This is a genomic window from Staphylococcus sp. FSL K6-3157 (assembly GCF_038005145.1).
Taxonomy (GTDB): domain Bacteria; phylum Bacillota; class Bacilli; order Staphylococcales; family Staphylococcaceae; genus Staphylococcus; species Staphylococcus equorum.
Window position 1 is genome coordinate 2,378,907 of record NZ_JBBOSM010000001.1, and the last position, 15,926, is coordinate 2,394,832.

Annotated in this window: 15 protein-coding genes; 1 reads left to right on the plus strand and 14 read right to left on the minus strand. The window is 30.2% G+C overall.

Annotated features, from left to right (window positions below):
- Positions 1-22 precede the first annotated feature (22 nt).
- Positions 23-871: a class A beta-lactamase gene (bla, locus tag MHB47_RS11570; protein WP_340756812.1), complete on the minus strand. Its 849-nt coding sequence runs from the start codon at positions 869-871 to the stop codon at positions 23-25.
- A gap of 196 nt (positions 872-1,067) precedes the next feature.
- Positions 1,068-1,664 (minus strand): immunodominant staphylococcal antigen IsaB family protein, encoded by a 597-nt coding sequence (isaB, locus tag MHB47_RS11575; protein WP_340756814.1) that lies wholly within the window; start codon positions 1,662-1,664, stop codon positions 1,068-1,070.
- Between the two features lie 223 nt (positions 1,665-1,887).
- On the opposite strand from isaB, the gene MHB47_RS11580 reads away from it, so the two are divergent.
- The gene (locus MHB47_RS11580; RefSeq protein WP_340756816.1) at positions 1,888-2,193 is read left to right on the plus strand and encodes a monooxygenase; all 306 of its coding nucleotides are present in this window, start codon (positions 1,888-1,890) and stop codon (positions 2,191-2,193) included.
- A 107-nt stretch (positions 2,194-2,300) separates the two neighbouring features.
- On the opposite strand, the gene MHB47_RS11585 is transcribed toward MHB47_RS11580, so the two are convergent.
- The 12 genes from MHB47_RS11585 to MHB47_RS11640 all read right to left on the minus strand — a co-directional run bounded on the left by MHB47_RS11585 (position 2,301) and on the right by MHB47_RS11640 (position 15,887).
- Entirely contained in the window at positions 2,301-3,140 is an 840-nt protein-coding gene (locus MHB47_RS11585) for a sialate O-acetylesterase (protein ID WP_340757325.1), read from the minus strand.
- A 112-nt stretch (positions 3,141-3,252) separates the two neighbouring features.
- Positions 3,253-4,305 (minus strand): acyltransferase family protein, encoded by a 1,053-nt coding sequence (locus MHB47_RS11590; RefSeq protein ID WP_340756817.1) that lies wholly within the window; start codon positions 4,303-4,305, stop codon positions 3,253-3,255.
- A gap of 125 nt (positions 4,306-4,430) precedes the next feature.
- Positions 4,431-6,992 (minus strand): CDP-glycerol glycerophosphotransferase family protein, encoded by a 2,562-nt coding sequence (locus MHB47_RS11595; RefSeq protein ID WP_340756819.1) that lies wholly within the window; start codon positions 6,990-6,992, stop codon positions 4,431-4,433.
- Between the two features lie 372 nt (positions 6,993-7,364).
- Positions 7,365-8,327 carry an ornithine cyclodeaminase family protein gene (locus MHB47_RS11600; RefSeq protein WP_340756821.1) on the minus strand — a complete coding sequence of 321 codons (963 nt, stop codon included), beginning with the start codon at positions 8,325-8,327 and terminating at the stop codon, positions 7,365-7,367.
- A gap of 9 nt (positions 8,328-8,336) precedes the next feature.
- Entirely contained in the window at positions 8,337-8,756 is a 420-nt protein-coding gene (locus MHB47_RS11605; protein ID WP_340756823.1) for a hypothetical protein, read from the minus strand.
- Positions 8,757-8,864: 108 nt separating this feature from the next.
- Positions 8,865-9,641 (minus strand): 3-hydroxybutyrate dehydrogenase, encoded by a 777-nt coding sequence (locus tag MHB47_RS11610; RefSeq protein ID WP_340756824.1) that lies wholly within the window; start codon positions 9,639-9,641, stop codon positions 8,865-8,867.
- A 9-nt stretch (positions 9,642-9,650) separates the two neighbouring features.
- Positions 9,651-10,298: a 3-oxoacid CoA-transferase subunit B gene (locus MHB47_RS11615; protein WP_340756826.1), complete on the minus strand. Its 648-nt coding sequence runs from the start codon at positions 10,296-10,298 to the stop codon at positions 9,651-9,653.
- On the minus strand, positions 10,291-10,995 hold the full coding sequence (locus MHB47_RS11620) for a CoA transferase subunit A (protein WP_340756828.1): 705 nt from the start codon (positions 10,993-10,995) through the stop codon (positions 10,291-10,293). The genes MHB47_RS11615 and MHB47_RS11620 overlap by 8 nt, the downstream gene beginning before the upstream one ends.
- A 174-nt stretch (positions 10,996-11,169) precedes the next feature.
- Positions 11,170-12,126 (minus strand): accessory Sec system protein Asp2, encoded by a 957-nt coding sequence (locus MHB47_RS11625; protein WP_340756830.1) that lies wholly within the window; start codon positions 12,124-12,126, stop codon positions 11,170-11,172.
- Complete coding sequence (locus tag MHB47_RS11630) at positions 12,116-14,470, minus strand: CDP-glycerol glycerophosphotransferase family protein (RefSeq protein ID WP_340757327.1); 2,355 nt, start codon at positions 14,468-14,470, stop codon at positions 12,116-12,118. Before MHB47_RS11630 ends, MHB47_RS11625 begins: the two co-directional genes overlap by 11 nt.
- Before the next feature lie 312 nt (positions 14,471-14,782).
- Complete coding sequence (locus MHB47_RS11635) at positions 14,783-15,289, minus strand: GNAT family N-acetyltransferase (protein ID WP_056935259.1); 507 nt, start codon at positions 15,287-15,289, stop codon at positions 14,783-14,785.
- A 25-nt stretch (positions 15,290-15,314) separates the two neighbouring features.
- Positions 15,315-15,887: a GNAT family N-acetyltransferase gene (locus tag MHB47_RS11640; protein ID WP_340756831.1), complete on the minus strand. Its 573-nt coding sequence runs from the start codon at positions 15,885-15,887 to the stop codon at positions 15,315-15,317.
- Positions 15,888-15,926 lie beyond the last annotated feature (39 nt).

Genomic DNA, 15,926 nt, shown 5'->3' on the forward strand with positions numbered 1-15,926 from the left:
GCCCTATCATCATTTTATCAACTTAGCTTAATTGTGCAATTGCTTCTTCAGCAGCATCCGCGATCACTTTATCATCTGGCTGACCATCTTTATCATCTTGTTTTGTATAAATTGCAAGAATAATTGGTTTTTTATGCTTATCTGGATAGATAAATGCCAAATCATTACGCGTAGCATATGTTAAGCCCTGGCCACTTTTATCTCCAACGATATAGTTGTCTGGTGCACCTGCTTTAATTAGACTATCGCCCGTTTCATTTTCAATCATAACTTGTTTCAGTAAATCTAAATTCCCATCACTTATTTGGTCACTTGTTAAAATTGTATTTAATGTCTGTGCTGCTGCTCTAGGTGTTGTAGTATCGGCTGTACTATTTGGATCATAGAGGTTTAACTCCGGTTCTAAGCGTTGTGGATTAGAAATATTGTCACCCAATTGCTTCAACTCATGTTTAAAGGCTTTAACGCCACCAAGTTCTTCCATTATTTTATTATTAGCCGTATTATCACTTTGTAACATAGATGCTTTAATTAAATCTTTAAGTGTCATCTGTTTGCCTATGTAATTTTCAGTTACAGGTGAATATTCTACAATATCTGCTTCATTAATTGCTATTTTTTTATTTAAATCTTTATCTGAATAATTATTTAATAACACACCGCTCGCGATGGCTTTAAAAGTAGAAGCAAATGCAAAACGTTCATTCGCATTGTGTTGAACTTTTTTACCATTCTCAGTATTAATGCCATATACTCCAACTGTTGTATTATTATCTTTTTCTATTTTATCAAATTCATTCGCTGATACCGTACCATTGCTCATCATGAAAAATAATGCACTAAACACTAAACCCCAAAAAACTTTTTTCATAAATATCCATCTCCCCTTAATTTAAATATAACCTTATACTTATGCTAACTATAATTATTATATTACAAAAATACAATTATTTATAAATCCCTAAATTTTTACTTCTACAATAAAAACCCCTCATTGTCATAATCACTAACAATGAGGAGTGAACGAGTCATACTTTATAATAACTGTAACTCATTATTCTGTTTGGCTATTGGCTTATAGTCATTTCCATTAAATTATCTTTTGTATCAAAGAACGCTGTGTAGCTTCCTTCATTTGTTTTATATTTTACAAACGTGCCATCCTCGTTACCAAGTTTTCCTTCTTCAGTTATTTCATTAGAACTGTGTGCATCTTTAAACGTATCCTTTGAAACTGAATCTGGTTTAGTGAAGAAAGTTGTTTGAACAACTTCATCATCTTTATTAAATGATGCTGTTGTATCATAACTTGTTTCGTTATATTCAACTTTAGAGTCTGCTTTTGGATCTACTTTATAGCCATCGATTGAGACATTATCATATTTTAATGCTCTTACAAAGTTGTAATCTTGTGTAAATGAAGCATCATATGTTGTATAACCTTCGTAGTTATACCATGGTGTTTCAGCTTTTAATTCTACACCGCTCGCACTACTTTCAGTGTTGGCACCACTAGCGCCACCTTCACCGTGTCCCCATTTCTGTACTTGCTCTGATTGCGCTTTGACTTCTTGATTATTACTCGTTATATACGCTGCGGAAGAACCTACGACAAGTGTTGATACTATGACTGTGGAAGATAGTAACTTTACTACTTTATTCATAATAAATCACTCCTATTTTGTAGTTTCCCTTTTGGCAAGTGTAATTATTCACCTTCATCATACTCCAAATTATTTTAATTGCAAGGATTTTCTCTTTTATATATTAAAATTATTATCAGAATTAAATTAGATTTTTTAACTTAAGCAGTTGAAATTTTACCAGTATACGAATTAAACATGTATAGTGAATATATGATTATGAAATTAGAAAGGATGATTTTTTATGGTACATATCTTACAAGTCGATTTTCCTTTAGATGGTCCGTTTGGAGATGAAATGGCACGACAATTCGAGGATTTAGCAAAATCGATTAATGATGAACCAGGATTTTTATGGAAAATTTGGACCGAGAACGAAGCAACCAAAGAAGCAGGTGGTCTTTACGCCTTCGACAGTAAGGCGCATGCTGAAAGTTACTTAAATATGCATAGCGAACGACTCAACACTATGGGAGTTACGGAAATCAACGCCAAAATATTCACTATAAATGAAGGTTTAACACAGATTACACACGGTCGTATTGAGTAGATTTTTGACAGTAGCGTATTAAAAATCCCCAGCAATAGCATCACCTGAAAAGTGTGGGTATTGCTGGGGTATTTTGTGTGAATTTTAAAATTTCCTAGGTAATCACTTTAATACATCTTTGCCATTTCTTCTGTAAATGTTTGGTAAGTTATTTCATTCTTAGATAATCGTGCTACTAACATATACATTTGTTCACTCTTTGTATATTCTTTTTTATATAATAAATAATCTGCTTTCTTTTCATCTGGTAACGGGTCTTTAATGTTGTCACCTTGTGAAAATGCTGCATAATATCGCATACCGAATAAGCGTTGTGACTGGGCATCGATATGAATCTCATCAGGATTGGCTGTTAAACCTTGTGCCGTTACGTGGAAACAGTTATCTTTTGCTTCTGCTACAGTTTTAATCACTTCATTAATTTGAGTGTATTCTGATGCACTTTGACCAAACGCTGCTTTGCCTAAGAAGTCTCCTAGTAAGCCCATTACGAATGGCAGTTGAGGTGCATTAAGCGCTTGTCTAAAATGATCCACAACTTGATTTAACTTAATTTCGTAGTCAAGATGCATACCCTCTAAACTATCACTTTCACCTTGATGCCATAATATACCGATAAGTTCACTGCTTTCCATCGCAAATTCAGCTTCAGAAATCGCATGTCGTGTTAACACTTGATCCTCTGCCCAATCATCAATCGTTGTACCACCATCTGCACACGGGATTAAGCCAATTGTTTCATCTGGATGATCATCTAACCACAATTTAGCAAACGATGCTGCGGGGCCTATACCTGCAACAGAACGATCACTATGTATCGGTTCGTCCATCATTTGCCATCTACCATTTTTCAATACTTGAATGCGCTCATCTACGATTGGCTTCACGCTATCGATAAAGCCACGCCCGGCCATATTAGACTGCCCTATAAGTAAAATTGATTTCATATAAATTTCCCTTTCCTCTTTTGGAATATATGTACTATTAATCATAAATATCATACCTTAAGTGTGTATTTGATTGAAGTAACTTACCTATATAACAAATACCTAAGTTAATTTATGATATGTTTTTATGAAGTTTTTCATAATCTATACGATTTATATTACCAATTAAATATTTACCATATTTACTTAAGTTGAAAATGTATGCAATAGAAATGGATAATACTATCGTAACAATAAACTTAAATAAAATATCTTCAAAAACAACTTCACTTAATACTGTCATTCTATTGAGAAAAAATAAATGCATTAAATAAATACAGAAAGAATAATTACTTATGAATAGTATGAATCTAGGTACTCGCTTAATATATGAACTCATTAAGAAAAACATCAAAATAACTGAAACTGTATAAATTGGCGTATCTAATCTTTTGGATCCAATGGCGCTATTGATACCTAAATTATGTATTAATAATACAAAGATAATGCTCATTATGAATAAACCTATAATATAATATCTATATTTTTTTATTGAAAGAATGAAACTTTGATAATATATCCCAATATAATAACCTAGTAAAAAATATGTAATCCATCCGAAAAATATCGTTTGTCCTTCTTTACCCCATATTAATTCGCCTAACAAATTATCAGGTGTAGGATAAATTAATCGAATCCCCCAATAAGCACTTGTAATTATTATTGAAATTATTATTATAGGTAACGGTTTAATATTATATAATATCTTCCCAAAAAGCATATGCAATATATAAAATTGAAAAATAATAACTACAAAATATGTAACAGAATATCCACGAATTGTTACTAATAAGAAGCCATCGATAAATTCAGACATATTGGCTGGGTTGTGACTAACAAAGGTCCATATTAAATTAACAAAAATATATGGCAAACCTAGAAATAGTAACCTTTTTCTAAAAAAACCTTTTTTCAAAGATTTTCCGTAAATACGTGCATTTAAAAATTCAGTAATAAAAACAAAGGTTGGGGTACTAAACATTAAAAACAGTTGTACGTATGTTGGCCATTCATTCTTTACTAAATTACTATTATTTCCTAGGGTGATTGATATTGAATGAATAGCAACAATCCCTAAACAAGAAATTGCTCTCATCCAAAATATAACTGATATAAAATTTTTCATAATTTCCTCTTTCTAAATGAATAATAAAAAATTATGATACCTCTATCATTAGAAGGTATCATAATTTTCAAGCTATAATCTTTCTTCATAATTTAATAAAATTAATTAATCTACTTAAAATACAATTATTTCATTTTTTCTAATATTGCAGTGTATACACGTTCACTATTAGAATGATCTCTATAAGCAAAAATATCGCTAAATTCTAAATCATTTTTAATTTCGTATGAGTTAATTAGTCTTTCTATTCTATTTAGTAATTCATTCTCATTATAAACAATATCACCAATAAAAGTTTCTTCAATTGGTCTCAATATCCCTTTTCTAAAAAATTGGTTTACATCAAAATGAAAGAATATTACAGGCTTATTCATATATGAAAAATCAAAACTAACACTGCTATAATCAGTTATTAAAATATCATGTTCAATTAGTAACTCTTGGACAGTTTGTTCACCTGATTCAATATATCGTATTTCTTTACTTGTCTTATTTAAGTGATATCTGAAAAATTCTTGAGATCTATAATGAGGATAGAAATTGATTTCTACATTATATTTTTTACATAACTCAATCATCCTATTATCCTTTATTAAATCTAGATATTTTTTCATATATTCACTATTATTAAAGGCAAAATCACTATTTAACCAATCTCTCCATGTAGGCATAATCAAAATCTTCTTAACTTTATTATTTGTTTCTAATGGAAGATTATCAAATCTAGAAAGGCCTGTTACATATACATTTTTTTCATCGTAACCTAGTTGATTTACTACTATATCGTATTTTTCACTAGTACTAGAAACGTTAAATATATCAAACGGTAAATCATAATATTTTTTATTATATTCAACATTTTTTCTTCCAAGCACTCCATGTTGTAAAAAAACTTTAATTGTATCTTCATATCCCCAAAACCCACTAGCTGTTTTATAAGGGAGAATATTCTCTAAATCATGTGTAGAAGCTAAAACCTTCGCTTTTGATGCTACTTCAAAATGGTCTTGAGAACCAAATAAAACAATGTTACTTTGGTCACTTAATTTTTCATAATCCAACGAATTTTCATCAATAACGTAATATGCTTCAATATCAGTGTTTTTTTGTAACCATCTAAAAAAGCTAATACCATTATCTTGAGCAGTATCTGTTCTTTCACCAATTAACCATACATTGTTTTCTTTATCGTTATTTTCTAAGATTTCTAATTCAAGTTTACTAACCTCAAAAGATTCTATTTTTATGTTTTTAAAAGGTGTTAATGTAAACATGTAGTATACTTTTTTATTATCAAAACTTCTTTTATTAATAGTAATATAATTATCTTTTTTATAAATTCCTGCTCTATACTTTATTTTCTCTTTTCTAACAACATCTTGACCATCGTATATTGTTATGAAAATATCAATAATATTTTTAGATGCTGTTTTTAGTTGTTGAATTTGATTATAAGGGATGTCGATAGACTGTTCCCCTCTATATATAGGCATTTCATATTTGTTTTGTGAAATTCTTTCTTCAAATGTAATGTAAAATTGAAAATTATCGTAAATTTTATTGGGTTGAAAATAAATTCCCAAGGTTTTTTCATTAATAAAATTAGCACCCATTTTAATATTAGGTTTTGAACTAAATAGTGTTATTCCATTCTTTTTCAATATATTCAAATTGTAAATTTGTCCTTCAAAATTATAAAAACTATTAAATTTCAATGGACTTTTACTATTCATGACAAAATACTTTTCATTTCCACTATCAATATCTTCATAAATAGCAATTAATTTTTTAGTCTTTATATTATTAAACGTGGCAATGGGCAGTTCACTAAATACTGTGTTACCAACCTGAATCGTAGGTATTTTATCTATTGATTGTAAATCATTTTCTATAACTCCTAATGATAAAAACTTATCTTTAGGAGTTATACTATCTTTTATTTTTGTAATGATTCTCAACTTTGTCTCATTCATAATTGCTGATACATTTACTTTATGTACATTTGTACTATTAAATAAAGTGAAAAGTTCACTATCTTTCCATATATATTTCATTACTAGAAACTGAGTAATGTATTTTTGTGTAAATTTTGCTCGATAAATCTCATTATTAAATACGACATACACCTTAAAATGGTATTTATTAGTAGACTGTTGTATATAACTTAAGTTAATTTTATCATCTTCAATTTGAATTTCTATTTGTTTGTTACGGTTTAATAGTATGATTGAATCTAAGTTATCTTTATTAGTAAGTAGAGCATGTTTATCATCAACTTGATCTATTTGTAATAATTTATTTTCTCCTGTGAAGCTATGGTTTGTCTTATATTGTTTTAAAATCAAACTTTTATTAACTTTCAAAAAATATATTTTATCGTTGACTTCAAAAATATCTTTTAAATTTTCATAACTTACTAGCCATAATTGCTTATTATTATAATAAAATTCTAACGAATTATTACCAGTTCCAATATATTCTGCAGCTATTTTAACTTCAAGCTCGTTTCTATTAATTTTTTTAAATTCAAAAGTTATATTCTCATTTTTATTTTTGATTTTAAACCTTCTTTTACTAAATTCTAAAAAATGATATAACTTAAATTTCATTACAAAACATTCATCTATTAATTGAATATCATAGAGTTCGAATTTTCTTCTTAATAATTTTTTGATTTTGCTTTGCACATAAACACTCCTATATATAATATAAAATCACTTTCACTATTTTTATATTCCCAATATATTATTTTATATAAAAAATTATTTCCTCTTTTGAAATAGTTTTATTTAAAATATGATAAACATTTGAGCAGTCATTATTTTCGTTTTACATTGTATTATAATGTTGTTTTTATATTTTAATAAACTTTATTCTTTACTTTTTAAATACTAAATCATTTTACACTATGCTAATATATACTTCAACGTTATTTTATAAAAATAATATTGTTGAAAATTAAATAATAATACAAATGTATAGCGTTGATAAAACATATTAATTTTTAGCAATTAAAAAAAGAGCACGAATTTAATCGCACTCTTTTTTAACTAGTTCTCTTATTCATTTTTTCTATTAATAAATTTTTGATAAAAGTAATTGGCTACTACGATATCAACGATGGCTACGCCTACGGATTTGAAAATTGTAATTTCATCTTCTGATAGTCTGCCTTCTAATTTTGCAGAAACAATGTTTCCGAGTTCTCCGTATAAACCATCTGCTTTAAATACACCTTCTGCTACCGGGTTGATTAAGTCTCCTGTTTCTTCCATGGCCGCTTCTACTGCTTCTACAACAACCTTGTCTGCATCTGCAATGGCTTGAGATGGTAATTCTTGCAAATCTGGTTTAAAGGAACCGACAGCATTTAAGTGAACGCCTGGCGCTAAACGCTTATGAAATACTGGTTCTGATGCATTGGTAGCAGTTACGATGACATCCGCGTCTTCTAAGGCTTCGTCGACATTATCAAACACTGCTAAATCTAGATTTGGATGTTCACTTTGTACTTCTTCAGCAAAGGTCACAGCTTTTTCATACGTGCGATTGTAAAACTGTATACGATCAATTTGCCTTACAGCAAGGACTGCTTTAATAAGACCTTCCGCTTGATCTCCTGTGCCTATGACACATAATGTTTTAGCGTCTTCACGTGAAAGGTATTTCGTTGCCACACCTGATATCGCACCTGTACGTATCTTCGTTAAATAAGAGCCTTCGAGTACCGCTAGTGTTTCACCCGTTTCATAATCAGATAAAATAACAGATCCTACAATGGTTTTCTTACCAATTTTAGTATTATTTGGTGCCACGGTCACTGTCTTAAGTCCGACAATCTTCAATTCATCTGACAATGCCGGCATCACGAGATAACGGTTATCCTCGTTAAAAGGTAACGAATAGCGCAAAGGTGTATCAGTCTTGCCCTCTGAATATGCACGTAAAGATTCCGCTACTGCTTCAACAATTTCTGACATATCTAATAATTGTGCTTGTTCTTTTGCGGTTATAAAAAGCATAAAACACCTCTATTCCGTATCATTTGTTTCAATAATGTCGGTTCTCTTTTCAAATTTATTCTCAAATAGTATTAAGAATCCAAATAAAATGACGATTATCAATAATATAAGCCACGCCAAACTATTTTTTATAAATAAAAAGTCAAAAAAGATTGCTGCCATCAGTCCATAACCAATCATATCTTTAATGTATAAAATCCAATAGTCAGCTTTCACACTAATAAACGTGTTTATATTGTCATCTTGTGTTTGTATATCATATAAAGTCACTTTCAATCTCCGAATTACAATAAAAATCAATATTAAAATCATAACTGCAGTGAGCATTTTATTATACAAACTATTTTCTAGTATTTCCGACATTGCAAGACAAGCAATGGTAAAAATAATAGATACCCAACTTGTATCATTTGCGTCTGGACCTTTCATCAGTAATTCACCCTCAAGTCATCAATATATTAAGTTATCTATAACGTAACATATTTTTATTGAAAATTATCACTGAATTAAGATTAAATATTTTTTATATTTTTTTGTTTATTGAACAGTATAACCACCATCTATTAAAACAGCTTGTCCGGTGACACTTTTAGCGCTGTCGCTACACAAGAATAATGCATAATCTGCGATATCTTTAATATCTAATAAACGTTTTTGTGGAATCAACGGATATAATACGTCTTCTAACACTTGCTCTACCTCGACGCCTCTATCTTTAGCTAAATCTGCCATTTGATTACGTACGAGTGGCGTATCTATATAACCAGGACAAACCGCATTGACTGTAATGCCTTCCGACGCCGTTTCCAAAGCTGAGACTTTTGTTAAACCTATAATGCCATGTTTAGCGCTGTTATACGCTGCTTTTCCAGCAAAACCAATCACGCCATTAATTGAAGCCATATTTAAAATACGACCAAATTGTTGTTCTTTCATAATCGGCAATGCATATTTTGTACCAATAAAACTGCCAGTTAACATGATATCAATCATTTGTCTGAACTTGTCAGTTGGGAATGATTCGATACTTTCAACATGTTGTAAGCCTGCGTTATTAAATAAAATGTCTAAACGACCATACTTTGCTACAGTTACATCTACCATATTCTTAACTGCTGCTTCGTCAGTGACGTCTACTTGAACGGGCATGCAATCGTAACCTTGGTCTTTCAAATCATGCGCTTCCTGAGCTAATTTTTCATTATTTAAATCAGCTAACACGACTTTAGCGCCATTTTCTAAAAATACTCTAGCAATCCCTAAACCGATGCCACTTGCTGCACCTGTAATAATGACTACTTTATCTTTGACCATTCTACACACCTACTTCAAATGATTTTCAAATTGCGCTTCTGTATTGGCTTCAACTTCTTCCAAAGTAACACCATCTTGTAATTCAACAAGTTTCATCACTTCGTTTTCAAATTGAAATACTGCTAAATCTGTAATTAATGTATTGACGACACCAGCACCAGTGAGTGGTAATTCACATTGTGCTTTAATCTTAGATTCACCATGTTTATTCATGTGATCCATAATTACGACGACCTTTTGTGCGCCGACGACTAAATCCATCGCGCCACCCATACCTTTGACTAATTTACCTGGAATCATGTAATTGGCTAAATCTCCTGTTTGTGAGACTTCCATGCCACCAAGGATTGCTAAGTCGATATGTCCGCCACGAATCATAGCGAAGGATTCCGCATTATCAAAATACGACGCACCTTTCGCAGCAGTTACTGTTTCTTTACCTGCATTGATTAAATCAGGATCCACTTCGGCGTCTGTTGGATAAGGTCCGATACCTAGCAATCCATTTTCAGATTGAAAAAAGACATTCTCTACATGGTCATTGATTTCATTGGCCACAAGCGTAGGCATACCGATACCTAAATTAATTACCATATCGCTTTTAATCTCTTGTGCGGCACGTTGAATAATCTTCTTACGTTGTAATTGTTTATCCATGATTAGCCTCCTTTACTGTGCGTTTCTCAATGCGTTTTTCAAAATGCTTTCCTAAATAAATATAGTCGACGTAAACACCTGACATATGTACTTCATCCGGATCAATTTCGCCAACTTCAACTAATTCTTCAACTTCAACGACAGTCGTTGTGGCAGCCATTGCACATAATGGATTGAAATTACGCGCAGTTTTTTCAAAAACTAAGTTACCAAAGGTATCTGCTTTCTGTGCTTTTACAATACCAAAATCACCCTTAATCGCACGTTCCATGACATACGTTTCACCATCAAATTCACGCGTTTCTTTACCTTCAGCGATTAATGTACCGACACCTGTTTTCGTATAAAAAGCAGGTATACCTGCGCCACCTGAACGTAATTTTTCAGCTAATGTACCCTGTGGTGTTAATTCTACATCTAATTCACCATTAATTAATTGTTGTTCAAATATTTTATTTTCACCCACGTAGGAACTAATCATTTTATCAATTTGTTTTTTCTCTAATAAGCGGCCCAAACCAAAATCATCTACACCACAGTTATTACTTACTACTGTTAAAGCTTTCGTACCCTTCGTACGGATTGCTTCGATAGCATGTTCTGGTATGCCACATAACCCAAAGCCACCAGCAAGTACAGTCATGCCATTCTCTAATCCATCGAATGCTATATGTATATCATTAATTACTTTCGACATAAATAAACCTCATTTCTATCTATTGTTTTAATACCTAGTACTAAAAACGATTATACTTGAAACTGCTAGTGAAGTCTTTTATTTATGTTTGCGGTTACATTATTATAAAAATAAAAAACAAAGGTTTACCAACTTGGTTCACCTTCGTTATCTAATGTTATTAATTACTTTTTACTATGACTTATTTAACAATAATTCATTTAATATCATTAATTGTTCAGGCACGCTGTTTCTAGAAACATCAGGGTGATTAACAATCGAGTCATCTTCTAATTTTATTTTATTTATTAAATTATCATCTATACGATTTGTTTGTTCGAAGTATAACTTAACATTTTCACAACAAATCACATTCTTCTTGTATTTATTACTTTTTCTTAAATTAAAGTCTATTGAAGGAATTAAATCCTCTTTTCTTAAACCTTTCATAAACCTTCTATCTTTTTGCGCTAAGCTTCCGCCAATATTCACTATCGGGTCAACAGCAAGTGTCTTATAATCTAAAGCAGCACCATGATAAATTGCACCTGTGCCACCTTTTGACCCACCATATAATACAATATTTTCATCTTTGATACCTAATTGATCCTTAGCATTTACTATTGCTTCTTGGATGTCTTCTTCATATTCTGGATAATTGCTTGTGCTAATATAATGTGAACCATGAGAAACATTTAAATCCATAATTCTCATGGTATAAACGTTCTTCACTAAACTTCTTTCTATACCATCAAAAAACTTTGGAAACATACGTTTAGGCATTAACGAACTATCATATTCCTTTATATTAGGCATACAAGTAAATATTACTAGTAGTTTTTTTTCTACTTTGTTATTTAGTTTTCTACCTATTGGCTCATCTATTGTATAAAATACATTATTATATTTTTTCAAATCTTTTCTTTGAAATAATTCATTTACATATTCTCTTTTATAAAATTTAGAAATAGTATCTTGATGAAAGTATAGTATATAATCATTTTTTAATAATGTTTTATATTTTTCGTGTAAGTCAGGATTCTTTCTCACCATTTCTATATAATTAGACTTACTTCCTGTATCAATTAGGATTCTCTTGCTACCATCAAATTTTATTTTATCATTAATATTATAAATAATATCAGTATCCATTATTCATATCAGTTCCTTTTTCAGTAGAGTCACTAAATACTTCAGATAATATATTTTGCCCACTACCTATCTTATCGTCCGCCATTAAGCGATTAATCAAATTTGTATAATCTATGTGGTCAATACTTTTAATTTGAAGTGCTAATTTATATTCGTCTAACGAAGCAATTGGGAAATTTCCTAATTCAAAAATATCGAAATAAAAACCAATATCTTTTTGGTATATTTCTGCATCTTCTTGTAAAAGTAATATAGGTTTATTTAAATGTGCAAAGTCGAAAATTGTTGAAGAATAATCTGTTATCATAGATTCACATAGTATATAAAGCTCTTGTATATCTACAAATTCATTATAAAAACAGTGAATTCTAGCATCTAAATTATTATATTTACTTCTCAACATCCCTTCATTAGGATGTAGTTTAATGATAATTTCATATTCTTCAGGCAAGTGACTTAGTAATTTTTTTAAATCAATACTTGTCAAATGCTCTCTTTTATCTTTTCTCCAAGTAGGACAAAATAAGACATATTTTTTATCGTCATTAACTGTAAATAAATATTTTCTTTGTAATCTTTTTCTTTCTTCATAATTATTATTTTCAATTAAATATTCATTTCTAGGTGCACCTTGTTGTAAAATATTTAAATTTGGATTTTCTTCCAACGGAAATGCAGATTTCAGAAGCATTGTATTAGTATTTGAAGAAGTAATTAAGTAGTCCCATTTCATCATACGAGGTTTAAATTGCATTAATTGCGTTGTCTTTTCGATGTCATCACTTAAATCGTTGACCATTTTTTTCAACGGAAAACCATGCCATGTTTGAATAAACACTTGGTCATTATGCTTATACACTTTATCCCATGAATTACCGTTCATAAAGATATACTTAGAATTTCTGAATTTTTCAATATAATTTTGAGTCCCAAATCGTATTGGTGTGAAACCACAATTTCTAATTTCAATATCTACTAATGAGTTAGAAGAACTCACAAAAATTTCTTTGTCGTTATAATGTTTCTGAATACTTAAAGCAATATATTTAGGATCACCACTAAAATTATTACCATGAAATGACTCAATAAACACCTTGTTCTCTTGAGGTTTAATGTTATCTAATAATTTCTTACTTAGATTTTCTTTTCTTTTTTTATAATAATTTTTAAATCTTCTGAAGAAAAATTCATTTTTAAAGATTCTACTTAAAAACGGCTTTTCTTTTAACTTTTTATATAATACTTTACCGCTATTCAGTTTCTCTATTTTATTTTTAGATTTAAAAGTATATTTGCCCTTATATTTTTTAATATCTAATGAATGACCTTTTGCCGCTTTGTTAAAATTAGCTATATATTTTTCGCTATATTCACTATCAATAAATTCTTTATTTAAATTATCAAAATCAATATCTCTTTCTTGTTGTGTATATTTACTATCAATTAATGATATTAATATTTCACTATCATCTATAATATTTTTTTCTAAAAATCGAACTGCATAGTATTTTGCATAAACATCTTTTAAGACATTATCATTACCAGGATAAACTAATGCTCTATTCCCATGAGCAATTGTTTCTAAAATAGAATAACCTAATGTTTCATAAGGAGATGAAGATATATAAATATAGTTAAACGGTTCTTTCTCATTAATATGAACATTGCTTTGTAAATTGTAATACTTTACAAGATTTTTATATAAAACCTCTGACGGACCGTAACCTATAATATAGAGTTGTATATCATTTCGTTTTGAATTTTTAACGATATAATTCATCAGCTTAATCACATATGATATATCCTTAATACTATCTTCAAATCTAGCTTTAATTAAGAAATTTCTTTTAGTATTGATTGGCTTTTCTTTAATATCTATGTGTTCTGCATTAACATACTGAGAGAATACCGACTCATAATTATATTTATTGATAAATTTGTTCTTTATGCCTTCGGTACTAACTCTAATACTATCAATGACGTCTAAAGATAAATCTAAAGTTTCATCTATATACTCTAACGGACCATGTATTTCCCCAATAATTTTAATGTCCTGATTTTTATGCTTAACGTCTTTAGCACAAATGAATAATTCTTCTCTCGTAATAATCAACATATCTCCATCTGATATTTCATCTAAATTACCAAATTTCAATATATTTAAATTCGTATTATCAATGTTTTCATGGATAATTAAACGCGTTATTTCATCATCTTTAAAATCTAATTTATTGAAATAATTTATATGATGGCCATTATTTAAAAATGACTTTATCAAGTTTATGTTACTTCTTGATGTTCCTCCTTTGGCAAAAATATTATGCCCTAAAATATTAATATTCATTCTCTCACCTTTCATTCACTCAGTATTCCCCACTTGTTCAACTGTAATTCAAGTCGTTATTTTCCCTTGCCGCTCATATAAAAACTAGGACCATTATACTTCACTAAAATATTCAAATCTATAACCCTTAAATAATAATCAGATTAAGTTATCATTACACATAAAATCATTCTTTATTTTATACAATAAACATACACAGTATTAAAAAATAAAACCCCTAACAATTGTATTATAACTCTTTAAAAAGAATTTTACACAAATAAAGAGAACGTAATAAATTACGTCCTCTTCTCTCTAAAACTTATTCTATTATTATGCTATCTCAATCTGGAAACGGCGTATGACTGTACCATCATCCAACGTGGATGGTTCGATTTCTTCACCACCGTTGTGCTTAATTACTGCTACGGAAACTTCATTGTCTTGATCGCAAGTAATTAAAGCTTCTTGAACACCAATTCTTGATAAGTAGTCTAAAGATTTCTTCAACAACTTGTTGCCAAAACCTTTGCCACGGTATTTTTTGCGAATGCCGTAGCCAACATGGCCGCCGACTTTTTTCAGTCTATCGTTTAAGTTATGACGAATATTGGCAGCACCGATGATTTCATCATCATCTATTAAAAACAATGTCGTATTATCTACAGTTTGATCGTGCGATTTGTTATCTGCTAATTCGTGAACTATTTCTTCAAAATTACTATATTTTGTAATATTTGTAATCTCGGGTACTACCTTTTCATCATGATCAATCCATTCTCTCATATAATCACAATATAATGCTTCGTCACCCATTGTTAATTCTCTAAATTCAACCATGTTGACACTCCTTCCTTCTAAGTTATTACTCATCTATGATTTCGTTGTGTGTATTTAAATAGTACACATAATGATCTGTCCATTCGCCATTCTCAAATATGAAACCTTTGCGCACACATTCAAATTGAAAGCCTACTTTTTCAATCAAACCGATTGAATGCATATTATCTATATTGATATGTGCTTCAAGTCTGTGAAAATGCAGTGTATCTCGTGCTTGCTTAACTAATTCTGTCACTGCTTCATAAGCAAAGCCTTGATTCCAATACTGATTGTGAATAAAATAACCAATTTCAGCCCACTGAAAATTGTCGCGACTCAAGTTCTTAATATCAAGCATGCCTAAATGATTCATCTCTTTATCAAAAATCCCAAAGATATATAAATCATCTGCTTCAATAGCTTGTTGTTGCCTTACTATAAGTGCTGCAAACCAAGGTTCAGTCGATTCTGACATGTCTACTTGACCTTTATCATATTTAAATTGAGAGGGCTTGCGGTTTACAAAACCACGCAACCATGTTTCGTAATCATTTTCTTCCAACGGTCTAATGATAAGGCGTTGTGTAGTAAAATGCAACCCTAAATTTTTCGTCATCTAAAATCCCCTTCATACCGCCATCTGTTATCTAAACTA